The 21293-nt window shown below is 71.1% G+C and carries 18 protein-coding genes; 9 read left to right on the top strand and 9 right to left on the bottom strand.

Going from position 1 to position 21293, the window contains the following annotated elements; genetic code table 11:
* Positions 1 to 84: 84 nt before the first annotated feature.
* From FB559_RS01515 to map, 3 genes are all read right to left on the bottom strand, one after another.
* Positions 85 to 831 carry a metal-dependent hydrolase gene (locus tag FB559_RS01515; protein ID WP_185792000.1) on the bottom strand — a complete coding sequence of 249 codons (747 nt, stop codon included), beginning with the start codon at positions 829 to 831 and terminating at the stop codon, positions 85 to 87.
* A 120-nt stretch (positions 832 to 951) separates the two neighbouring features.
* A complete protein-coding gene (locus tag FB559_RS01510) occupies positions 952 to 1920 on the bottom strand; it encodes a DNA polymerase ligase N-terminal domain-containing protein (RefSeq protein ID WP_141952448.1) in 969 nt (322 codons plus the stop codon).
* 34 nt (positions 1921 to 1954) lie between these two features.
* Positions 1955 to 2803, bottom strand: a complete 849-nt coding sequence (gene map, locus FB559_RS01505; protein WP_141952446.1) for a type I methionyl aminopeptidase — start codon at positions 2801 to 2803, stop codon at positions 1955 to 1957.
* 58 nt (positions 2804 to 2861) lie between these two features.
* Between map and FB559_RS43575 the strand changes: the two genes are divergently transcribed.
* Positions 2862 to 3035, top strand: coding sequence for a hypothetical protein (locus FB559_RS43575; RefSeq protein ID WP_185791999.1), 174 nt, complete (start codon positions 2862 to 2864; stop codon positions 3033 to 3035).
* Positions 3036 to 3048: 13 nt separating this feature from the next.
* On the opposite strand, the gene FB559_RS01500 is transcribed toward FB559_RS43575, so the two are convergent.
* Positions 3049 to 3630: a hypothetical protein gene (locus FB559_RS01500; protein ID WP_141952444.1), complete on the bottom strand. Its 582-nt coding sequence runs from the start codon at positions 3628 to 3630 to the stop codon at positions 3049 to 3051.
* Between the two features lie 125 nt (positions 3631 to 3755).
* On the opposite strand from FB559_RS01500, the gene ppgK reads away from it, so the two are divergent.
* The 5 genes from ppgK to FB559_RS01475 all read left to right on the top strand — a co-directional run bounded on the left by ppgK (position 3756) and on the right by FB559_RS01475 (position 7830).
* A complete protein-coding gene (ppgK, locus tag FB559_RS01495) occupies positions 3756 to 4505 on the top strand; it encodes a polyphosphate--glucose phosphotransferase (RefSeq protein ID WP_141952442.1) in 750 nt (249 codons plus the stop codon).
* A 24-nt stretch (positions 4506 to 4529) separates the two neighbouring features.
* Complete coding sequence (gene npdG / locus FB559_RS01490; protein ID WP_141952440.1) at positions 4530 to 5210, top strand: NADPH-dependent F420 reductase; 681 nt, start codon at positions 4530 to 4532, stop codon at positions 5208 to 5210.
* Positions 5207 to 6157: a ketopantoate reductase family protein gene (locus tag FB559_RS01485; protein WP_141952437.1), complete on the top strand. Its 951-nt coding sequence runs from the start codon at positions 5207 to 5209 to the stop codon at positions 6155 to 6157. Before npdG ends, FB559_RS01485 begins: the two co-directional genes overlap by 4 nt.
* Positions 6154 to 6894, top strand: a complete 741-nt coding sequence (locus FB559_RS01480) for a helical backbone metal receptor (protein ID WP_141952435.1) — start codon at positions 6154 to 6156, stop codon at positions 6892 to 6894. Before FB559_RS01485 ends, FB559_RS01480 begins: the two co-directional genes overlap by 4 nt.
* A 47-nt stretch (positions 6895 to 6941) precedes the next feature.
* Positions 6942 to 7830 (top strand): IS5 family transposase gene (locus tag FB559_RS01475; RefSeq protein WP_425455044.1). Its coding sequence is split into 2 segments (ribosomal slippage): positions 6942 to 7336 and positions 7335 to 7830, totalling 891 coding nucleotides; the frame shifts between segments, so codons are not numbered across the junction.
* A gap of 270 nt (positions 7831 to 8100) precedes the next feature.
* Here FB559_RS01475 and FB559_RS01470 read toward each other — a convergent pair.
* Positions 8101 to 9135 (bottom strand): asparaginase domain-containing protein, encoded by a 1035-nt coding sequence (locus FB559_RS01470; RefSeq protein ID WP_141952433.1) that lies wholly within the window; start codon positions 9133 to 9135, stop codon positions 8101 to 8103.
* A 103-nt stretch (positions 9136 to 9238) separates the two neighbouring features.
* Positions 9239 to 10084 carry a 3-methyl-2-oxobutanoate hydroxymethyltransferase gene (gene panB, locus FB559_RS01465; RefSeq protein WP_141952431.1) on the bottom strand — a complete coding sequence of 282 codons (846 nt, stop codon included), beginning with the start codon at positions 10082 to 10084 and terminating at the stop codon, positions 9239 to 9241.
* A 198-nt stretch (positions 10085 to 10282) separates the two neighbouring features.
* Here panB and FB559_RS01460 point away from each other — a divergent pair, with 198 nt between their 5' ends.
* The 3 genes from FB559_RS01460 to FB559_RS01450 all read left to right on the top strand — a co-directional run bounded on the left by FB559_RS01460 (position 10283) and on the right by FB559_RS01450 (position 15721).
* On the top strand, positions 10283 to 11842 hold the full coding sequence (locus tag FB559_RS01460) for a DHA2 family efflux MFS transporter permease subunit (protein WP_141952429.1): 1560 nt from the start codon (positions 10283 to 10285) through the stop codon (positions 11840 to 11842).
* Between the two features lie 14 nt (positions 11843 to 11856).
* Positions 11857 to 12477 carry a TetR/AcrR family transcriptional regulator gene (locus tag FB559_RS01455; protein WP_141952426.1) on the top strand — a complete coding sequence of 207 codons (621 nt, stop codon included), beginning with the start codon at positions 11857 to 11859 and terminating at the stop codon, positions 12475 to 12477.
* Between the two features lie 1180 nt (positions 12478 to 13657).
* On the top strand, positions 13658 to 15721 hold the full coding sequence (locus FB559_RS01450; RefSeq protein WP_141952424.1) for an ATP-binding SpoIIE family protein phosphatase: 2064 nt from the start codon (positions 13658 to 13660) through the stop codon (positions 15719 to 15721).
* Positions 15722 to 16078: 357 nt separating this feature from the next.
* Here the strand turns inward: FB559_RS01450 and FB559_RS01445 are convergent, their stop codons facing one another.
* The 3 genes from FB559_RS01445 to FB559_RS01435 all read right to left on the bottom strand — a co-directional run bounded on the left by FB559_RS01445 (position 16079) and on the right by FB559_RS01435 (position 20998).
* The gene (locus tag FB559_RS01445) at positions 16079 to 17923 is read right to left on the bottom strand and encodes an NAD+ synthase (protein WP_141952422.1); all 1845 of its coding nucleotides are present in this window, start codon (positions 17921 to 17923) and stop codon (positions 16079 to 16081) included.
* Between the two features lie 512 nt (positions 17924 to 18435).
* A complete protein-coding gene (locus tag FB559_RS01440; RefSeq protein ID WP_141952419.1) occupies positions 18436 to 19704 on the bottom strand; it encodes an MFS transporter in 1269 nt (422 codons plus the stop codon).
* Between the two features lie 55 nt (positions 19705 to 19759).
* Complete coding sequence (locus FB559_RS01435) at positions 19760 to 20998, bottom strand: MDR family MFS transporter (RefSeq protein ID WP_141952417.1); 1239 nt, start codon at positions 20996 to 20998, stop codon at positions 19760 to 19762.
* Positions 20999 to 21293: the final 295 nt, after the last annotated feature.

Raw genomic sequence — 21293 nt, 5'->3', positions numbered from 1 at the left:
AGGGCAAGCCGTGCGGCACGCCTGACCAGGTCATCCTTTGCCGGACCAAGGCCCCCGGCCGGTTGTGTTCAGCCGGGATTCCGCTCAGCCGCGGTTGTGCTCCAGCCAGTGCGCCGCGTAGTGGCCGGCCGCCGAGCGGACCGCCAGGAGCACCATGCCGAGGGTGAGGATCGGCGTCACCACCCACTTCTCCACGACGCCATCGGTACGCGGCACGATCGGGACCTCGAACCTGGTCTTGACGGGCCAGAACACCGGACAGCCCTCTGGGGTGAGGCAGTCGGTGAAGACATGCATGAAGCAGCCGAGCCCCACCGCCAGACCGGCCCAGCCCAGCCGGTAGTCGTTCACGTACAGGTCGATCCCGGGCCCGGCGAAGCGCATGCCGATCATCACGTACGTGATGCCCCCGGCGATCGCGCCGTTCAGCACGAAGTTGAAGTGCTCGCGTTCGGGGATGTGGATGCCGATGCCGCGCAGTCCCAGGCCGATGAGCAGGAAGAGGATCACCCACCAGCCGGGTCGGAAGTACTGGGAGAGAAGGTCGCAGCCGAACATCGCGATCAGCATGAACAGCAGCGAGTGCGTCGCGTGCCGATGCCCCCCGGAGATCCAGGCGACGAACTTGGTCAGCACCTTGGTGACCGGTCCGAGCGCCTGGGAGATCGAGCCGGACTGGTGGTCCATGTCGGGCAGCAGCGCCGCCCCCGCGCAGACGATGGAGCCGGCCACGACCTGACCAGGCGTCATCTTCATCCCGTACTCCGACAGCGCGGGCACCAGCCCCAGCCACGCGACAGCCCCCGCAAGGGCGTGGGTATGCCCCATCATCCGTACATCACTCGCTTTACCCGCTTAAATGCCACGCGCGGGACTTTAACCAACCGGGGGCCTTCAACACCGCGCGACGCGCCGGAGAAGATCCGCGCGTTTACCGTCGGTCAGCAGGACTCAGACGGCGATCAGGCGCCAGTCGGCCTTGGCCTGGTCATACGGGGCGTCGAGACGCTTGGCGACGATGCCGGGCAGACCCTGTTCGCGTGCGGCCTCGCGGACCGCGCCGCCGTCGTCGAACGACGGGGCGGTCTGCCAGCGCGGTCCGGAGAGCCCCAGCTCACCCAGGAGCTCGCGGCGCCGTTCGTAGGGCTCGTCGAACAGCGCGCGCCCGTCCAGGTACAGCAGATCGAAGATCATGTACGTCTCGTCGGCACCCGTGCCGGTCATCTCGCCGTCGAGTACCGCGCGGCGGGACCCGAGCGCCTCGCCGAGGCCCCGGGGCGCGCGGGCCTGGTCGCCGTTCACGTCGCGCGCCTGTGCCGGCCCGCGGTCGGCGTACATGATCAGGCGGCGCCCGCCCCAGGCGAACTCATAGCCGTACTCGTCCTTACGCTGCGGCAGGCGTTTGCGTTCGGCGGGTAGCACCGGGCGTACGTCGCCGGGCATCGGGTCGGCGTCGGGGGAGACCGGCGGGTCCATCCGGTGGATGATCCAGTTCTTGCCCTTGGTGGGGAACAGCACGTAGCGCCCGGAGACGCGCTCGCCGTGCAGCACGATCTTGACCTCGCGCTCGGCCCACTTCTCGGTCTCGTACGTCCCGCGGTCCCAGATCTTCACCTGGCCGCCGCCGTACTCGCCCGCGGGGATCTCGCCGGCGAAGGAGGCGTACTCCAGCGGGTGGTCCTCGGTGTGCACGGCGAGGTGGTTGGTCTTCGGGTCGTCCGGCACACCCTTGGGAAGCGCCCACGAGACGAGCACGCCGTCGCGTTCGAGGCGGAAGTCCCAGTGGAGCCGCCGCGCGTGGTGCTCCTGGATCACGAACGTGTCGTCGCGGCCCTCGGGGAGCGGGCCCTGCTCGGGGACCGGCTCGGGCGTACGGCGGCTGTCGCGCTTGCTCCGGTAAGTGCCCAGCCTGTCCGCCACGGCGCGGTACGTACCCGCCGCGGCGCCCGTTATCTCACGGCAGGGTGAGGATCTCCGCGCCGTCGTCGGTGACCAGGAGCGTGTGCTCGAACTGCGCGGTCCGCTTGCGGTCCTTCGTCACGACCGTCCAGTTGTCCGGCCAGATGTCGTACTCGATCGTGCCGAGCGTGAGCATCGGCTCGATGGTGAACGTCATGCCCGGCTCGATGAGGGTCGCGGCGCCGGCGTCGTCGTAGTGCGGCACGATCAGGCCGGAGTGGAAGGTCGTGCCGATGCCATGGCCGGTGAAGTCGCGGACCACGCCGTACCCGAACCGCTTGGCGTAGGACTCGATGACCCGGCCGATGACGTTGAGCCGCCGGCCGGGGCGCACCGCCTTGATGGCGCGCGCGAGTGTCTCGCGGGTGCGCTCGACGAGCAGCCGCGACTCCTCGTCCACGTCGCCGACCAGGTATGTCGCGTCGGTGTCGCCGTGCACGCCGTCCTTGAACGCGGTGATGTCGATGTTGATGATGTCGCCGTCGCGTACGACCGTGTCGTCGGGGATGCCGTGGCAGATCACCTCGTTCAGCGAGGTGCACAGCGACTTGGGGAAGCCGCGGTAGCCGAGCGTGGAGGGATAGGCGCCGTGGTCGAGCATGTACTCGTGGCCGATGCGGTCCAGCTCGTCGGTGGTGACACCGGGGGTGATGTTCTTGGCGACCTCGGCCATCGCCTGTGCCGCGATCCGGCCGGCCACCCGCATCCTCTCGATGATCTCCGGCGTCTTGACGTCGGGCTCACCGGTGCGGGGGAACTTCTTGCCGACGTACTCCGGCCGCGGAATCTCCGCGGGAACACTGCGGATCGGTGAGACGTGGCCGGGCCGGAGTTGCGTCGTCATGGTGTTGGAGTGTAGTTGGCCCCTACGGGCACGATGACAACATGATCAGGAGACGGCGATGAGCGACGACGGCAAGTGGTTCTACTGCCTCAAGCACAAGCGGGTCGAGCAGGGCCCAGGGTGTCCGGACCGTGACCGGATGGGTCCGTACGACAGCGAGAACGAGGCCACGAACGCCCTGCAGCGTGCCAAGGAGCGCAACGAGGATTGGGAGTCCAAGAACGACGACTGACGGCGCGCGGTAGTCAGCCGGCCGGCGGGCCGGTGATCGTGTCGAGGAGGTCGGCCAGCCGGTCGCGCAGGCCGCGCCTCGACCGCGGCTCGCCGGCCGCCGCGCTGACGAGGTGCTGGGCGGCGTCGAAGGAGACCAGTGTGTCGCTCGACGGGACGCTCAGCGACTCGTGTGCCAGCCCGCGCAGCTCGTGGTCGTCGCCGTCCATCGTGAAGATCGTGGCGCCGACCCGGCGCGCGTCGTCGACCCGCTCCAGGAGCCCCTCCGGAGCGGCCTCCTCCGAGACCACGAGCAGCGACTCACCGCGCCGCGCCGCCTCCAGCCGGTCGAGCCCGATCCGCAGGTGGGAGGGGGCGCCGGGCGGCGGTGCCCAGCGCACGAGCGTGGGGGAGATCTCCGGCAGCGAGTTGAGACGGCTCTCGTCGTCGAGGTGGGCGGCCAGATGCCACGGCTCGTCGTCGGGCGGCCCGAACAGCAGCAGGCTCCCCGGCACCTTGGCGGAGGCGCGCAGGGCGCGGGCGAAGTCCTGCGTGCGCTCCGGCCAGCCGGTCGCCGACAGCAACCCGCGCAGGGCCGTGACCTGACTCGCGTCCATGACTCCATCGTGCCGTACCAGCCAGGAGCTCTCACCCTCATCTGCGGCATCCAGAAAAGTCGTCTGTCACGTACCGGACGAATCCGGTGCGGGCGCGGAGGCGTCTCGTGGTGTACGCATGACATATGGAGATACTCGGCATCGACATCGGCGGCAGCGGCATCAAGGGCGCGCCCGTGGAGGTCCAGACCGGCGAGTTCACCCGTGACCGGCTGAAGGTGGACACACCGGCGCCCGCCGAGCCTCGTGAGGTCGCCAAGGCCGTCGCGGGCATTGTGCGTCACTTCGACTGGGACGGGCCGGTCGGCGTGACCTTCCCCGGCGTCGTCATCGACGGCGTCACCCACAGCGCCGCCAACCTCAGCGACGAGTGGCGCGGCCTGCAGGCGCGCGACCTGTTCGCGAAGGAGAGCGGCGTGCCGATCACGCTGCTGAACGACGCGGACGCCGCGGGCGTCGCGGAGATGACGCACGGCGCCGGGCGCGGCCGGCAGGACACCGTGCTCCTCGTCACGCTCGGCACCGGTATCGGCACCGCGCTGTTCACCGAGGGCAGGCTGGTGCCCAACACCGAGCTGGGGCACATCGAGATCCGTGGCAAGGACGCCGAGGAGCGGGCCTCCGCGCACGCACGAGAGGTACACGAGTGGAGCTGGTCGAAGTGGGCCGAAAAGCTCGATGAGTACCTCCACCGCATCGAGGACCTGGTGTGGCCGTCGCTGATCATCGTGGGCGGCGGCGTCAGCCGGCACGCCGAGCACTTCCTGCCGCACCTGAAGGACGTGCGCGCCACCGTCGTTCCCGCCGAACTGCACAACGCCGCCGGGATCGTCGGGGCCGCCATGGCCGCGGCACCCCGGACACAGACGGGGTGATCGGGCCCTGGCAGGATCGCTGTCATGACCACATCGCAGGCTGAACCACCGGACGTCAGCGGCCTGTCCATCGGGATCCTCGGCGGCACCGGAGACCAGGGCAAGGGCCTGGCCCGCCGCTTCGCGCTCGCCGGACATCACGTCATCATCGGCTCGCGCAGCGCCGACCGCGCCCACCAGGCGGCCCAGAGCCTCGGCGACGGGCTGAGCGCACGCGGCGAGGAGAACCCCGTCGCCGCGCGCGAGGCCGACGTGGTGATCGTCGCCGTGCCGTGGGACGGCCACAAGGCGCTGCTCGAGTCGCTGCGCGACGACCTCGCCGGCAAGATCGTCGTCGACTGCGTCAACCCCCTCGGCTTCGACAAGCAGGGCGCCTACGCACTGCCGGTGGAGGAGGGCAGCGCCGCCCAGCAGGCGGCGGCCGTGCTGACCGGCAGCACCGTCGTCGCCGCCTTCCACCACGTCTCCGCGGTCGTCCTCCTCGACCCCGAGGTCGACGAGGTCGAGCTCGACGTGCTGGTGCTCGGCGAGGACCGCGAGGCCACCGGGATCGTGCAGGCGCTGGCCGCGCGGATCGCCGGGGTGCGCGGTCTGTACGGTGGCCGGCTCCGCAACGCGCACCAGGTCGAGGCCCTGACCGCCAACCTCATCTCTGTCAACCGGCGCTACAAGACGCACGCGGGCGTCCGGGTGACCGGCGTATGAGGTTCGTCGTCTACGGGGCGGGCGCGATCGGCGGCGTCATCGGCGCCCGGCTGTTCCAGCAGGGGCACGACGTCACGCTCATCGCCCGCGGCGCGCACTACGAGGCGATCCGCGACCGCGGACTGCGGCTCGAGACCCCCGACGAGAGCCTCACTCTGCCCGTTCCGGTCGCCGACCGGCCCGCCGAGGTGAAGTTCGCGGGCGGCGACGTCGTGCTCCTGGCCATGAAGACGCAGGACACCGCGGCCGCCCTGACCGAGCTGTCCGCGGTCGCCCCGCCGGACGTCGTCATCGCCTCCGCGCAGAACGGCGTTGAGAACGAACGCCTCGCCCTGCGGCGCTTCCCCGAGGTGTACGGCGTCTGCGTGCTGCTGCCGGCGTCCTTCCTCGAACCCGGCGTCGTCGAGACGTACATGGCACCGGTCTTCGGCCGGCTGGACGTCGGCCGGTACCCCCGCGGTGAGGACTCGACCGCGGTCGCGCTGGCCGAGGCGTTCACCGGCGCGGGGTTCGAGGCGGAGGTACGCCCGGACGTCATGCGCTTCAAGTACGGCAAGCTGGTGACCAATCTCGGCAACGCGGTCGAGGCCGTCATCGGCCCCGGCGAGGCCGGCCGTGAGATCGCCCGCATGGCCCGCGAGGAGGGCGCCGCCTGCCTGCGCGTGGCGGGCATCGAGGCCGAGCGCGGCGTCACCGTGCTCGCGCGGGCCAGGCCGGTCCGTGGCCGCGACCGGCTCGGCGGCTCGACACACCAGAGCCTGCAGCGCGGCACCGGCACGATCGAGGTCGACTACCTCAACGGCGAGATCGTCCTGCTCGGCCGCGAGCACGGCGTGCCGACCCCCGTGAACGAGCTGCTGCGGAGCCTGGCGAACCGGATGGCGCGCGAGGGCCTGAGCCCGGGCCTGATGACGGCGGAGGAGTTCCTCGCGCGCCTGGAGACGTGAGCCCGCCCGGGCGCGTGCGGCGCGTCGTGTCGCTCGTGCCGTCGCTGACCGAGGCGATCGCCACGACCGCGCCGGGGCTCCTGGCCGGTGCCACCGACTGGTGCACGCACCCGGCCGGGCTGGACGTCGTACGGGTGCGGGGCACCAAGAACCCCGACACGGACCGGATCATCGCGCTGGAGCCTGACCTGGTCGTGGCCAACTTCGAGGAGAACCGCCCGGCCGACCTGGAGATCCTGCGCGCGGCCGGGATCCCGGTCTGGGTGACGGTCATCCGCACCCTGCCCGAGGCGCTGACCGGCCTGGGCGCGATGCTGGCCGCGTGCGGCCTTGACGAGCCGTCCTGGCTGGCCGGCGCTCGCGCGGCCTGGGCGGACGTCCTGGAGTCGCCGCCGCCGGCGTCGCGTACGGCGGTCGTCCCGATCTGGCGGCGGCCCTGGATGGTGCTGGGGCGCGAGACCTTCGCCGGCGACGTTCTGGCGCGGCTCGGCGTCGCGAACCTGTACGCCGGCGACGCCGAGCGGTACCCGAAGGTGCCGGTGGAGCGGATGCTCCACCACCGCCCGGACGTGGTCATCCTGCCCGACGAGCCGTACGCGTTCGGCGCCGCCGACGGCCCGGAGGCGTTTCCGGACCTGCCGGTGGCGCTGGTGAGCGGGCGTCACCTGGAGTGGTACGGCCCCTCTCTCACGGAGGCGCGCGAGGTGCTCACCGCGTCACTGGCCATTTCGGGCTAGGGCGTGTCCTCAAAGCTGGCTGGGTTGGTCTGGTTTGATCTTGGTTTGTGGTGCGTAGGCATGAGTTGAGTGATGAGCAGTGGCAGGTGATTGAGCCGTTGCTGCCTGTTTCGGGTGCTGCTGGGCGGCCGCGGGTGGATGACCGGCGGGTGATCAATGGGATGTTGTTCAAGGCCAAGACCGGGGTGGCCTGGCGGGATCTGCCGGAGCGGTACGGGCCGTGGAAGACGGTCTACAACCGGTTTTGGCGCTGGTCTCGTAACGGCACGCTCACGATGCTGGTCTCTAAGGCGCAGGTGATCGCCGAGGCGATCGATGAACTGGACCGGGAGGTGTCGGTGGATTCCTCCATCGTGCGGGCCCATCAGCACGCCGCCGGAGCCCGTCGTCTGGCGGCCGGCCGCACAGGGGGCACAATCGCCGGTCGGGCAGGCCGAACCAGTTGATCATGCTATCGGCCGGTCCCGGGGCGGTGTCACGACAAAGATCCATCTTGCCTGTGATGGTCACGGTCGGCCCCTGTCGGTCGTGCTGACGGGCGGGAACGTCAATGACTGCACCATGTTCGAGCAGGTGATGGCCGGGATCTGCATCCGCCGTCACCCCGCGCAGCGGCCCGGGCGGCCTTGGCGGCGTCCGGTGCGGGTGATCGCCGATAAGGGTTACAGCTCCCGCGCGATCCGCGCCTACCTGCGCCGCCGTGGTATCGCTGCGACCATCCCCGAACGAGTCGACCAGCAAGCCGGCCGTCGGCGCCGCGGCTCACAAGGGGGCCGGCCACCCGCCTTCGACCCCCGCGTCTACCGCCGGCGCAACGTCGTCGAACGCTGCTTCGGCCGCCTCAAGCAGTACCGCGCCATCGCCACCCGCTATGACAAGACCGCCCAGTCCTACCAAGGGATGATCGACCTGGCCACCCTGCTCATATGGCTTTGAGGACAGGCTCTAGGGCCTGTCCCAAGGTCATGCCGTTGCCGTGTGGCGCCGCTTGGGTGGCGCGTGGGCGGCGCTTGGGCGGCGCCGCCCGAGGTTATCCACAGAACCCCGCTCTACTTCCGCCCGCCGTTGTTCTGGCTGGACAATGAGAGTGGGATGGCACCCCCGGGCGGGTGGGATCCACGACGGGTGGGCTCCACGACGGGTGGGCTCCACGACGGGTGGGCTCCACGACGGGGCGGGTCCCAGAGCTGGGACTTCGAGACAGGCCTAGAGCTGTGCCGGGCCGGGCCGCTCGGCGGCCGCGAAGGCGGCGATGACGGCATCGCGGTCCCGGCCCGCGGCGAGGAGCAGGTGCATCAGCACACGGGCCTTCAGCGGGTCCAGCCTGGTCACCGGTAGCGAGCTGTGGGCGATGGGGGAGACGAGCACGACCGGGATGCGCGCCGACGCCCCGGCGAGGGCGCCCGCGGCCTCGGGCGGCACGCCGCCCGTCGCGGTGGCCGTCACGATCAGGCCGTCACAGCGTTCGGCCAGGGCGCCGAGCAGCTCACCGTCGTCGCCCAGGGTCACGGTGTGCAGGCCGACACGCGGAGAGCCTCCGCCGGGCCCGCCGTGGGTGCCACCATTGGTGCCTCCAGCGGTGCCTCCAGCGGTGCCTCCAGCGGTGCCGTCGGTGCCGCCGCGCAACGTCAGCCGCTCCGGCGGGCGCCATGCCAGGCGTACCACTCCGGCGGTCACGTGTCCCATCGGACCGGCACCGGGCGAGGCCAGAACGAGCGCGTCGGTGCCGATGCGGCGGACGTGCCGTGCCGCGTGGATCTCGCCGCGTGTGACGAGCAGGCAGCCGGCGCGGTACGGCGCGGCGGCCGCGACGCTGATCGCGTCCGCGACGTCCGTGGTGTGGTCGGGGTTGGCGGCGAGCACAAGAGGCGCGTCGCCGGGGTGCAGCAGGTCCAGTGCCCATGCCGTCTCGTCCGGCGCCTCCGTGCCCGCCACGATCACGACGCCGTCCGCGCCCTCGCTCAGCGCGCGCGCCGCGGCGTCCGCCAGGTCACGTACGCCGGCGAAGCCCGGGGCAGGGGCGGGTATCGACCTCGCGTCCACCCGCACTCCCGGTACGGCGCCGAGGACGTCACGTACGCCGGCGTCGTCCGGGGCGAGCAGAGCGACGGTCCGGTGCGGTGGGCCGGACGGCGGCGTCACCGGCTCCGCCGGAGGCGGCGGCCCGGTCGCCGCCGACGGGGTCGTGACGGTCCACGACGGCGGAATCGGCCAAGGTGGCGGCCCCGGGGAGAGGGTCATGTCGGCGTGCGTCCTCCGGCGTCGTGCGGCGCCGAAGCGTCCGCTCCGTGATCATGCGATACACCGCAACCTATTGCATGATCACGGTTCGCGGGCGGCCGACTCAGCGGTAGGAGTGCTCTTCGGCCGGGAACGCGCCGGACACGACGTCGGCGGCGTACTCCTCGACGGCGGAGCGCAGCACCCCGGCCACGTCGGCGTACCGCTTGACGAACTTGGCGGTCTGCGGCGTGAGCCCGGCCATGTCCTGCCAGACGAGCACCTGGGCGTCGGTGCCGGACCCGGCCCCGATGCCGATGACCGGGATCGACAGCGCGTGGGTCACCCGCTCGGCGAGTTCCGCCGGCACGCACTCGAGCACGAGCGAGAACGCGCCCGCCGCCTCCATGGCCTTGGCGTCGGACATCAGGCGTTCGCCCGCCTCGCCGCGCCCCTGGACCCGGTAGCCGCCGAAGGCGTTCACCGACTGGGGCGTGAGGCCGAGGTGGGCCATGACCGGGATGCCGGCCGCGACCAGTGTCTCGACCTGCGGGAGCACGCGCTCGCCGCCCTCGAGCTTGACCGCGTGGGCGCCGGCCTCCTTGAGGAAACGCGCCGCGTTGCGCAGCGCCTCCTCCGGGCCGGTCTGGTACGAGCCGAACGGCATGTCCGCGACGACCAGCGCGCGCGACGTGCCGCGTACGACGGCGGCGGTGAGCGGGAGCAGTTCGTCGACGGTCACCGGGATCGTGGAGTCGTAGCCCAGGACCACCATGCCCCCGGAGTCGCCGACGAGCAGGACCGGAATCCCGGCGTCGTCGAACACCCGCGCGGTCAGCGCGTCGTACGCGGTGAGCATGGGCCACTTCTCGCCGCGTTCCTTTGCCGTCGCGAGGTCGCGTACGGTCACGCGGCGTCCGGTCTGGCCGCCGCCGTAGAGCGCGGTCGGCTGACTCTGAGATGCAGACATCGATACCTCCAGCCTCGAGGCGCCGCTCTGGCGTCCCCGGACGTCACCGATGATTTCACGGACGTAACGGCGCGAACAGCCCCGAAATTTCGGGTCGAGTAACGAAACGGGATCGTCGCGTATTGCCGGGAAGAGATCCATGGCCGGAGGTGTTCTGATACGCAACAGCATCGTATCGATATACCGTGAAGGGTCTACATGGATCCGCAGACCATCCACAAGAGGCGTTGGACGATCCTGTACGTCCTGGTCATCTGCCTTCTTGTCATCGTCCTCGACAACACCGTGCTCAACGTCGCCCTGAAGACCATCGCGGATCCGCGACAGGGCCTGGGCGCCTCGCAGGGGCAGCTCGAGTGGGCGATCAACGCCTACACGCTCGTCTTCGCGGGCCTGCTGTTCACCTTCGGCGTCCTGGGCGACCGGATCGGCCACCGGCGCATGCTGGTCATCGGCATGGTGATGTTCGGCCTGTCGTCCCTGGTCTCCTCGTACGCCCAGACGCCCGGCCAGCTCATCCTGGCCCGCGCGGCAATGGGCCTCGGCGGCGCGGCGGTCATGCCGCAGACGCTGTCGATCATCGCCAACGTCTTCGAGCCCGAGGAGCGGGGCCGCGCCATCGGCATCTGGGCCGGGGCGGTCGGCATCGGGATCGCGATCGGGCCGATCACCGGCGGGCTGCTGCTCGACCACTTCTGGTGGGGTTCGGTCTTCCTGATCAACGTCCCGATCGTCGTGGTCGGAGTGATCGCCGTCTCCCTGCTCGTCCCCGAGTCCCGCGGACGGCACATGAAGATCGACTTCGGCGGCGTGCTGCTGTCGATCGCCGGTCTGGTGCTGCTGACCTACGGGATCATCGAGGGCGGAGAGAAGGCCACCGTCACCGCCCCGCAGGTGTACGGCGCGGTCATCGCCGGCATCGTGCTCCTCGGCGCGTTCGTCTGGTACGAGTCGCGCATCGAACACCCGTCGCTGAACGTCAGGCTGTTCCGCGACGGCCGCCTGTCGGCGTCGGTCGGCGCGATCGGACTCGTCTTCTTCGCGCTCGGCGGCGTCGTCCTGTTCATCTCGCTGTACCTGCAGAGCGTCCGCGGCTTCAGCCCACTGCGCGCGGGCCTGCTGTCCCTGCCGCTGGCGGTGGGGCAGCTGCTCGTCGCACCGCGCAGCGCCACGTTCGTCGCGCGCTTCGGGGCCCGGCGAGTGGCCGCGACCGGGCTGTTCATGGTCGCGCTCGCCCTGCTGAGCTACCACCTGACCGCCACCGTGGACAGCCCGATCTGGCTGCTCGAGGTCACGTTCTTCGTCCAGGGCGCCGGAATGGGCATGGTCATGCCGCCGGCCACCACCGCGGTCATGGCGGTACTGCCACGCGAACAGGCGGGATCCGGATCGGCGATCAACAACATCGCCCGTCAGGTCGCGATCGCGCTCGGCGTCGCCGTACTCGGCTCACTGGTCTCCTCGATCTACCGGTCCGACATGAAGCCGCACCTGGCGGCCCTGCCCGCGAAGCTGCGCGACGCCGCGGGGGAGTCGATCGGCGCCACCGGGGGAGTGGCCGAAAGGCTCGGCCCGGCCGGCCGGACGATCCTCGCCCCCGCACACCAGTCGTTCGTGCACGCCATGCATGTGACCTCGGCGATCTCATCCGCGGTCGCCCTGCTCGGCGTCTTCGTCGTACTCAAGTGGATGCCGGGAAAAGGGTCCGATGAGGTCCTGGAGCCGTCCGCCTCGCAGCCAGAGCACATCGAGGTGTGAGACGGTGAACCGCGATGACTCAGACGAGTGACGGACCGGTCACGAAGCTCACCGTGCGTCCACCCGGACGCCCCCGCAGTGAGCGCGCGGACAGGGCGATCATCGAAGCGACGGTCGACCTGCTCGCCGAGGAGGGCGGCGTGGCCGGCGTCTCGATCGAAGCCGTCGCCGCACGAGCGGCCGTCGGCAAGACGACGATCTACCGGCGCTGGCCCAACAAGGAAGCGCTGATCATCGACGCCCTGGCCGCGCTGAAGGAGCCGTTCCCCGTACCGGTCGGCGACTCGGTACGGGACGACCTCGTCGCCATCGCACGGGCCTTCATGACGGACAAGAGCGACAAGAAGCGGCTCGACTGCTACTGGAGCATCATGAGCGGGGCCGAGCGGTACCCGGAGCTGATCGCCCGCTTCAACCGCGAGGTCATCGAACCGCGCCGCGACGTCATCCGCCGGGTGCTGCGCCGCGGCATCGAGTCGGGCGAGCTGAGAGCGGACCTCGACGTCGAGGTGACGCTCTGGCTCATCATGGGCGCGGTCGCCCACCGCGCCCGCGCCTGGGGCGCGGGCCCGGTGCCGGACGACTTCCCGGGCAAAGTGATCGACGCCCTCCTCGCCGGCATCGGTACGAACTGACTCACCCCAGGGCCGGCCTGCCCGTCGGACCGGCTTGCGTGGCGTGGGCGTGCGCTGTGGTTTGGCGGGTTGGTGTGTGGTGGCCCTGGGTTCCGGGCCGGGGTCGGCCGCCTGCCCTTCTGGCCGGACTGTGTGGCGTGGGCGTGCGTTGCGGCCTGCCGGGTTGTTGTGTGACCGCCCCGCCTTCCGGGCCATGATCGGCCGCCTGCCCGCCGGGCCGGACTGTGTGGCGTGGGCGTGCGCTGTGGCTTGGCGGGTTGCTGTGTGGCGGCCCTGGGTTCCGGGCCGGGGCCGGCCGCCGGGCCTTCTGGCCGGACTGTGTGGCGCGGGCGTGCGCTCCGGCTTGGCGGGTTGCTGTGTGACCGCCTCGCCTTCCGGCTGGGGCGGGCCACCTGCCCTTCGGGCCGGATTGTGGCGGGGGGCGGGCTGCGGGCTGCGGCCTGGCAGTTGCGACCACCCCCGTCCTCTGGGACGGGCCGCCGACCTTGCCCTTCGGGCCCCGCACTGCGTGTCCTGGGCATGCGCTGCGGCCTGGCGGATCGCTGTGCGACCGCCCCGTCCTCCGGCCGGGGCTCACCATCCGTCCTCCGGGCCGAACCGACCGCCCCGTCCTCCGGGCCGAACCGACCGCCCCGTCCTCCGGGCCGAACCGACCGCCCCGTCCTCCGGGCCGAACCGACCGTCCCGCCCTCCGGGCCGAACCGATCGTCCTGCGCCTGGCCAGGGGCAGGACGTGCCGGGTAGGGCGGCCAGGAGCTGTCCGCCGGCCCAGCTCACCGGTCCCCGATCGGCACCCTCGTACCGTGCCGCCTCACGGCACCGTGGCGTCGGTCGTCAGGGGCGGTTCCGGCATTCCAGCGGCGGACCGGTCGCACAGTGACGGATGCGACCTTTTCCATGCACGGTGAAGCCCTGCTCCAAAGGGATATGGTCCTGTTCTGGTAGCGGTTCGCCGCGAGGGCGGCCGTGCGACGTCCGGGAGGGGCCGGGCCCACCCCAGCCGCCCGCGTGGGGGGCCACGGGATCGAGGGTGGAAGGACAGGATCTGTGATCAACTGGTGACGGTTGTCTCGCAGCCTGGAGTCGACAAATTTGGTTTGTCTCGTATTTAGCGGCGAATTCGACATACTTGACCTGATGCAAGGATGCGGCGACGGGACAACGGAAGGGTTCGTCAGTCATGGCCGATTCTTCGGCGAGAACACTCGTGCTCGGCATCGGCCGCTCCGGCGAGATCCTCCAATGCGGTCAGAACGCCCCGGGTGTGGTCGGCCGCGCTTCTGAGGACATCGTCGGCACCGACGCGGCCGATCTGTTCGCCGTTGACGGCAAAGAGGCCCTCGCCGGGCTGCTCGACGCGCTGGACACCAACCAGGAACGCACCGCGGTCCTCAGTGTCCAGGAAGAAGACGGTGTGGCCCACGACGCCGTGGTCACCGTCGTCCCCATGCACGCGCGCGAGGGTGAGGGCGGCGGGCTGATGATGATCCGGGTCGCCGTGACCGACCTGGAGCGTTTCACCGACCCGGCCCTGATGAGATGGGCACTCCTGGACGACGCGCTGCCCCGTATCAGCGCGATGCTCGACCTCGAGCAGATGGCGCAGGAGCTCGTCGGTGTGGTCGTCCCGCATTTCTGCAACTCCGCCGGGGTGCTCATCAGGGAGAGCATCATGGGCGCCGACGAGGTGCCGTCCTTCTCCCCGGAGGGCACGGCGGTGCTGCACCGGCTGGCGGTCGCCGCCGACAACGACTTTCCCAGCTGGAGCGCCGCGTTCCCGGCCGGTGAGGTCCTCGCGTACCCGCCCGGCACGCCGTACGCGCGCTGCATGGCGACCGGCGGGCCGATCCTCGAGACCCACCTCGACAGCGACGCCGCACGCCGCATCGCGCGGGCGTGGCGGCGGGCGCCCGTGGCCCGGCTGCTCGACGGCGTCTCCATGGTCCTGCTGCCGCTGATCGCCAGGGGCACGACACTCGGCTTCATCGTGTGCACCCGCAGCGACGCCCACCGCGCCTTCGACGCGTACGACGTCGAGATCGGGATGGACTTCGCCGCCCGCGCCGCCCTCTACATCGACAACGCGCGCCGCTACAGCCGTGAACGTGCGACCGCGCTCACGCTCCAGCGCAGCATGCTGCCGACCGGACTCACCGCGCCCTCCAGCGTCGAGATCCGCCACCGCTACCTGCCCGGCAACCAGCTCATCGAGGTCGGCGGCGACTGGTACGACGCCATCGCCCTGCCCGGCGGACGCGTCGCCCTGATCGTCGGCGACGTGGCCGGTCACGGTGTACGCGCCGCCGTCACGATGGGCCGGCTGCGTACGGCGCTCCAGACGATCGTCAACCTGGAGCTGTCGCCCGCCGACGGCCTCCAGCAGGTCGACGACCTGATGCACGGCATCGGCGAGCGCGAACCCGCCTTCGCGACCTGCGTGTACGCGGTGTACGACGCGACCGACGGCACGTGCGAGATCGCCTCCGCCGGCCACCTTCCGCCGTTGCTGCTGCAACCCGGCGGCACGAGTGAGTTCCTCGACGTCTCGCCGGCGCCGCCGCTCGGTGTCGGCGAAGGCATGATCGAGACCCGCACCTTCACCATCGGCGACGGCGGCATCCTCGTGCTCTACACCGACGGCCTGGTGGAGAACCGCGGCCAGGACATCGACGACGGGCTCGCACGGCTGCGCCGCGTGTTCGGGCCGGAGGCGCTGCTCAGCCCGCTCGAGGATCTCGCCAAGTCGACCCTCGACGGCGCCTACTCCGACCACGACCGCGACGACATCGCCGTACTCATCGCCCGCCTCCGGCGCCTGCCGGAAGAGCACGTGGTCTCCATGACCCTCCCGGCCCGCCCGTCGGCCGTACGCGACGCGCGCGGCCGGGTGCGCAGCACGCTGGAGTCGTGGGAGCTGCAGGAGCTGTCCTTCACCGCCGAGCTGCTCGTGTCCGAGCTCGTCACCAACGCCCTGCGGTACGCCAACGGCGACATCGGCCTGAGGATGCTGCTCGACCGCACGCTCGTCTTCGAGGTACGCGACGGCTCGGACGCGCTGCCGCGGGCCCGCCAGGCCGCCGAGGACGACGAGAACGGCCGCGGCCTCCAGGTCGTCCACCGCCTCGCGAAACGCTGGGGCGCCCGGCTCGCCGGTCAGGGCAAGGTCGTCTGGTGCGAGATCGAGCTTCCCGGCGGTGGCGAGCGCCTCATGGAGGCGTGGCCCGGCGAGGCGCACCACCTCTGAGCCTCCGCCTCCGCCGATGGCGCCTCGCGCGTCGCAGCCCTGGACGCCGTCGTCGGTACGCCCGCGCGGCATTGGGTGGCACTGGTCCGACGGCGAGGTCGACGCGCTCCACCACATGCGCGCCGTGGCCGCCGCCGTCGCGGCGCGACCACGCCGATGCTCGATTTGGACGTTCTCGGGGACTACTTCGGCGAGCGGGAGCAGCGCGGGAACGCCCCTCGCACCGAGTCGGCGCGACGGCGAGGCCGGGCGGCCTCACCGGCACGCCTGCTCGTAGCGCTCACGGGCGCGGTCCCGGCGCGACAGGTCCACCGTCGACCCGTACGTCCGCAGCCGCCGCGGCCCGGCCGAACCGGCTCAGGCGTCGCGGGCGTTCTGCCGTGTGCTGACCCGTGCCGGGTCGGGTGTGCCCGGCGCGGCGATCTCGCGCCAGCGGTTGGTGATCGGGAGGCGGCGGTCGCGGCCGAAGTTCTTCGGCGTGATCTTGGGACCGGGCGGATACTGGCGGCGCTTGTACTCCGCCGCGTCGACCAGCCGGATGATCCGTTCGACCAGCTCCTGGTCGTGGCCCGCCGCGATCAGCGCGTCGTGGCCCATGTCCTTCTCGACGTAGTCGTCGAGCAACGCGTCGAGGATCTCGTACGGCGGCAGCGAGTCGGTGTCCAGCTGGCCCGGACGCAGCTCGGCCGACGGCGGCTTGTCGATGATGTTCTGCGGGATCGGCGGCGTCGCCGAGGCGCGTACGAGCGGTGGCAGGCCGGCCGGCTGCTCGTTGCGCCACCGGCAGAGCGCGAACACGGTCACCTTCGGCACGTCCTTGATCGGACCGAAGCCGCCGGCCGAGTCGCCGTACAGCGTCGAATAGCCGGTCGCCAGCTCGCTCTTGTTGCCCGTCGTGAGCACGAGATGGCCGTGCTCGTTGGACAGTCCCATGAGGATGTTGCCGCGTACCCGTGCCTGGAGGTTCTCCGCGGCGAGGCCGGTCAGGTCGAGCTCGGCTTCGTACGCGTCGACCATCCCGCGGATCGGCACCGTACGGCCGTGGATGCCCTGACGTTTGACCAGGTCCTCCGCGTCGGTGATCGAGTGGTCGCTGGAGTAGCGGCTCGGCATCAGCACCGCGTGTACGTTGTCCGGCCCGAGGGCGTCGGCGGCGATCGTGGCCACCAGTGCGGAGTCGATGCCGCCCGACAGGCCGAGGATCACCGAGCCGAAGCCGTTCTTGCGGGCGTAGTCGCGTACGCCGAGCACCAACGCGCCGTACACCTCGCCCAGGTCGCCCAGAGGCTCGGCGACGGGCGGAGTCTCGGCCGGGTACGGGGCCACGGGATCGGAGGACAGGAGCACCCGCTCGATCGTGATCGTGGTGCCGTCGTGCGCGTCGGCCGGCGTCTCGCCGGGCTCGAACGCCGCGGGTGCCTCGGGCAGCTCGAGGTCCGTCACCAGCAGATCCTCGGCGAACTGCGGTCCGCGGGCGAGCAGCTCACCCGAGCCGGACACGACGACCGAGTCGCCGTCGAAGACCAGCTCGTCCTGGCCGCCGACCAGGTTGACGTACGCGAGCGCGCAGCCCGCCTCGCGTGCCCGCCGGGCGCACAGCTCCAGGCGTACGTCGTCCTTGTTGCGCTCGTACGGCGAGGCGTTCGGCACGACGAGCAGCTGCGCCCCGGCCTCGCGGGCCAGCGCGACCGGCCCGCCGTCCTGCCACAGGTCCTCACAGACCGCGACGGCGACGTCGGTGCCGTGCAGGCGGAAGACCGGAAGCCGGTCCCCGCGCACGAAGTAGCGGTATTCGTCGAAGACGCCGTAGTTGGGCAGATGGTGCTTTGCCGTACGGACCACGACCCGTCCCTCGTACAGCACCGCGGCCGCGTCGAGCGGGGCACCGGCCGGCTGGCCGACCCGGTCGACGACGTCGCTGCGCCGGTCGAGGTAGCCGGCGACGACCGGAATGCCGCCGAGCCCTTCATCGGCGAGCCGCCGCGCCGTCGCCTGGAGGGTCTCGATGGAGGCGTCGACGAAGGACTTGCGCAGGACAAGGTCCTCCACCGGGTACCCGGTCAGGAACATCTCCGGGAAGACGATGAGATGGGCGCCGCGCTCGGCGGCGCGCCGGGTCCACTCGAGGATCAGGTCGGCGTTCCCGGTGAGGTCACCGACGGTCCCGTTGACCTGTGCGAGAGCGATGCGCAACTGTGCCACGGCATCGAGCCTAGACCGGCCCGCCGACGCCGGTGCGGACGGCGTCGGCGCCAGGAGAGCGCAAGGCCTCCACCTGCGTCATCTTCCGTACCAGCGCGTATCTGTCCTGTCCTGCCACGCGGCACCCAGACGACGCCGCGCCGGCCGACCTCTCCCCCTCCGCCTCCCGACGCGCCGCCCGGACACCATTCACCGCGAACGCCATCCGTCCGACAGTTTTAGACCTGGTCCTTAGAGCTGTCTCGAAGTCCTCGGTCTGGGCCTGCCCCGTCGTGGAGCCCACCGTCGTGGAGCCCACCCACCTGGAGCCCACCCACCTGGAGCCCACCCGCCCGGGGGGTGCCATCCCACTTTTATTGTCCAGCGGGAATAGCGGCGGGCGGAAGTAGAGCGGGGTTCTGTGGATAACCCGGGTGGTGCAACCCCGGAGCGGCGCCATCCAGGATGGTGCCACCCAGTCGGCGCCATCCAGGGCGGCGCCACACGGCGACAGCATGGCTGTGAGGCAGACGCTAGGTCCGGTTGGAGGGTGAGGCGTAGACGGGCTCCCGCGCGGGGGAGGGGAGGGTGCGGACCTCGGGTACGAGCAGGGGGAAGAGGGCCACGAGGATCTGAAGCGCTCCCGCGGTCCACAACGTCGCGTGCAGGCCGAGTCGGCCGACCACCGGTGCGACGAGCACCAGTCCGAGCGGCTGGCACGCGACCGCGCCGGCCCATTCGTAGGCGCTCACCCGCGACAGTGAGGTGGCCGGGATGTGTTGCTGCAGGGTGGTCTCCCACAGCGTGTTGAAGACCATCATCACCATCCCGCCGCAGAACGCCGCGGCCGCCACCACGCCCACGGTCAGGCCCGCCGCCAGTGTGAGGGTCGGCCACGCGAACGCCACCATCACGATCAGGGCCGACCGCAGCGGGAACCGCGGGCGTACGCACAGTGCGACGAGGCTGCCGCCCAGGCATCCCGTGCCGAACGTGGCGGAGATGAGCGCCCACGCGCCGGCGCCGCCGAAGGCGCGCACGCTGACCGCGGGTCCCAGTACCAAGAATCCGGCGTAGAGGAGGTTCATCACGGACGCGGCGAGGATGATGCTCCACACCCATCGGCGCGACCGGAACTCACGCCACCCGTCGGCCAGGTCGCGGCCGAAGCGGTAGCGGCCCCGGCGGACCTGGTCGCCCAGCCGGACCCGGGAGAGACACGCGGCACTGGCCGCGAACGTCACCGCGTCGATGGCGATCGCCCAGCCCGGCCCCAGGGCCACGACCAGGATGCCCGCCAGGGCCGGGCCCACGATGAGAGAGCCGGACATGGCGAGCACACGGAGCGCGTTGGCGGGCTGCCGCTGTTCGGGGGTGGTGGTGGACTGGATCAGGCCCGGCACCGCGGGCATGAACAGTGCCGCCGCCAGGCCGTGCACCACCTGCAGGACGAGGAGGTGCCAGACACGCGCGGTGCCGGTGATCAGCAGCAGGGCCATGATGCCCTGGCTGACGGTGCGCAGCAGGTCCGAACCGAGCATCAGCGCGTTGCGCGGCAGCCAGTCGGCGATCACCCCGCCGGCGAGCATGAACAGCACCTGTGACGCCGTCCCGGCGGCCAGTACCAGCCCGAGGTCGGATACGCGTCCGGTGAGTCCGAGGATGGCGAAGGCGAGTGCCGGCGGGACCATCCCGTCGCCGAGCATCGAGGCACACTGGCCCAGGAAGAACCAGCGGAAGTTCCGCTCGCGAAGGACTCTCAGCCGGCTCGCCGTATCGGCCGAGCTTGATGCTTGCACCATTCGGCTCGCGCGCCGTTTCTTCGGGTATCAACTTTCGAAGTTAGGCATTTGGGAGCTAAACGGTCAAGGCTTCGCTTCGCCTCCGTCGTACGGCGGGCGCGAGCGCGAGGGCCCCGGTGCCCGAGGCCGCGCACAGGATCGCGCAGGTCAGCCACGGCAGCCACGTGCCATGCCCGAGCAGCCAACTGCCCCCGAGCGGGCCGAGCAGAGCCGCGACCGAGAAGGCCGTCCCATAGAGCCCGCCGTAGCGTCCGCGGAGATGGGGCGGCGCGAGATCGGCGACGATCGCCATGGAGACGGCCGCGAACAGCACCTCACCGACCGTCCACACCAGCACCGTCGCGGCGAAGGTCAGGGTCGAGCCCGCCAGCGCGGTGAGCCCGAAGCCGAGCCCCACGACGCCCATGCCGGCGGCCAGTACGCGGCTCGCGTCGTGGCGTTGCAGCCAGCCCACGGCGACCGGCTGGATGATCACGATGCCGATGCCGTTCACCGCCATGGCCAGGCCGTACGCCTGTGGCGGCAGCCCGCCGTGGCCCATCGCGAGGGGAAGTGTGGAGTACGCCTGGAGGTAGACGAACGCGTACCCGAACACGATGAGGACCGAGGCGACCGCCACCCGGTCGCGCAGCACGTCGGCGAACCCGCCCGGCTCGCGGTCGGCCCGGCGTACGCGGGTCTCGGGAACGGCACGCCAGATGAGGACCGCGTACACGGCGCACGTGGCCGCGTCGACCCAGAAGAGCCAGGAGAAGCCCGCGCGTGACAGCGTGCCGCCCAGCACCATCGCGACGGCGAAGCCGAGGTTGATCGCCCAGAACAGCAGACCGTAGGCGCGCGGCCGGTCGGCCGGCGCGACCAGGTCCGCCACCAGCGCCTGGGAGGCCGGGCGGTACATGTCGATGGTCACGCCGAGCACGAACACGACCGCGATCACGACGGGCGTCGTCGTGACGTAGCCGAGCGCGAGCATCGCCGCGGCGGTCGCCAGCATGCCGCCGGTCAGCGTGGCACGCCGCCCGACGCGGTCGGCCAGCACGCCGCCCAGCACCTGCGAGATCACCGACCCCAGCCCGAACAGGGCCAGCACGGCACCGGTGGCGGCGAGCGAGAACCCGCGCACGCCGGTGAGGTAGAAGGCGAGGAACGGCTCGACCATCGTGCCGAGCCGGTTGACGAAGGAGCCCGCCCACAGCGCCCAGAACGCACGTGGCAGCCCACCGACGCGCGTGTGAAGGAAACCGGGAAGGCGCGTCGGCGGGGGAGCGCTCACCTGCTCTTCAACGCACGTCATAGGAGCATGGTCCCTGGGGGGTACGACATTTTTCGACGGCGTTTCCGCGCGTGGCAAAGGCAGGTGGGCGCTGGGCGATGGTGGTCACGGTCGGCGTGCGCAGGGGGGCCGGTGACGCGGCGGGCGCACCAGCGGGCGGTGACCATCTGGCGGCGATCGTGGCGTGTTGCGGTGCTTTTGTGGGTGTGGCGGGGTGGTCAGGTAGTGGGTGGTTGGGGTGGGGTTGTGTGAGGACGCTGGGCCGGCGTGGGCGGCAGGGTAGGCCCGGCGCGAGCTGCGGTGCATTGGTGGGGTG

The organism is Actinoallomurus bryophytorum, assembly GCF_006716425.1.
GTDB lineage: Bacteria > Actinomycetota > Actinomycetes > Streptosporangiales > Streptosporangiaceae > Actinoallomurus > Actinoallomurus bryophytorum.
This window is presented reverse-complemented; position numbering and strand designations above follow the sequence as displayed.

Excerpts from the sequence above, each read along its gene's own strand:
- FB559_RS01515 (WP_185792000.1), bottom strand. The coding sequence starts at position 831 with ATGATGGGGCATACCCACGCCCTTGCGGGGGCTGTCGCGTGGCTGGGG.
- map (WP_141952446.1), bottom strand. The coding sequence starts at position 2,803 with ATGACGACGCAACTCCGGCCCGGCCACGTCTCACCGATCCGCAGTGTT.
- FB559_RS43575 (WP_185791999.1), top strand. The coding sequence starts at position 2,862 with ATGAGCGACGACGGCAAGTGGTTCTACTGCCTCAAGCACAAGCGGGTC.
- FB559_RS01500 (WP_141952444.1), bottom strand. The coding sequence starts at position 3,630 with ATGGACGCGAGTCAGGTCACGGCCCTGCGCGGGTTGCTGTCGGCGACC.
- ppgK (WP_141952442.1), top strand. The coding sequence starts at position 3,756 with ATGGAGATACTCGGCATCGACATCGGCGGCAGCGGCATCAAGGGCGCG.
- npdG (WP_141952440.1), top strand. The coding sequence starts at position 4,530 with ATGACCACATCGCAGGCTGAACCACCGGACGTCAGCGGCCTGTCCATC.
- FB559_RS01485 (WP_141952437.1), top strand. The coding sequence starts at position 5,207 with ATGAGGTTCGTCGTCTACGGGGCGGGCGCGATCGGCGGCGTCATCGGC.
- FB559_RS01470 (WP_141952433.1), bottom strand. The coding sequence starts at position 9,135 with ATGACCCTCTCCCCGGGGCCGCCACCTTGGCCGATTCCGCCGTCGTGG.
- panB (WP_141952431.1), bottom strand. The coding sequence starts at position 10,084 with ATGTCTGCATCTCAGAGTCAGCCGACCGCGCTCTACGGCGGCGGCCAG.
- FB559_RS01460 (WP_141952429.1), top strand. The coding sequence starts at position 10,283 with ATGGATCCGCAGACCATCCACAAGAGGCGTTGGACGATCCTGTACGTC.
- FB559_RS01455 (WP_141952426.1), top strand. The coding sequence starts at position 11,857 with ATGACTCAGACGAGTGACGGACCGGTCACGAAGCTCACCGTGCGTCCA.
- FB559_RS01450 (WP_141952424.1), top strand. The coding sequence starts at position 13,658 with ATGGCCGATTCTTCGGCGAGAACACTCGTGCTCGGCATCGGCCGCTCC.
- FB559_RS01440 (WP_141952419.1), bottom strand. The coding sequence starts at position 19,704 with ATGGTGCAAGCATCAAGCTCGGCCGATACGGCGAGCCGGCTGAGAGTC.
- FB559_RS01435 (WP_141952417.1), bottom strand. The coding sequence starts at position 20,998 with ATGACGTGCGTTGAAGAGCAGGTGAGCGCTCCCCCGCCGACGCGCCTT.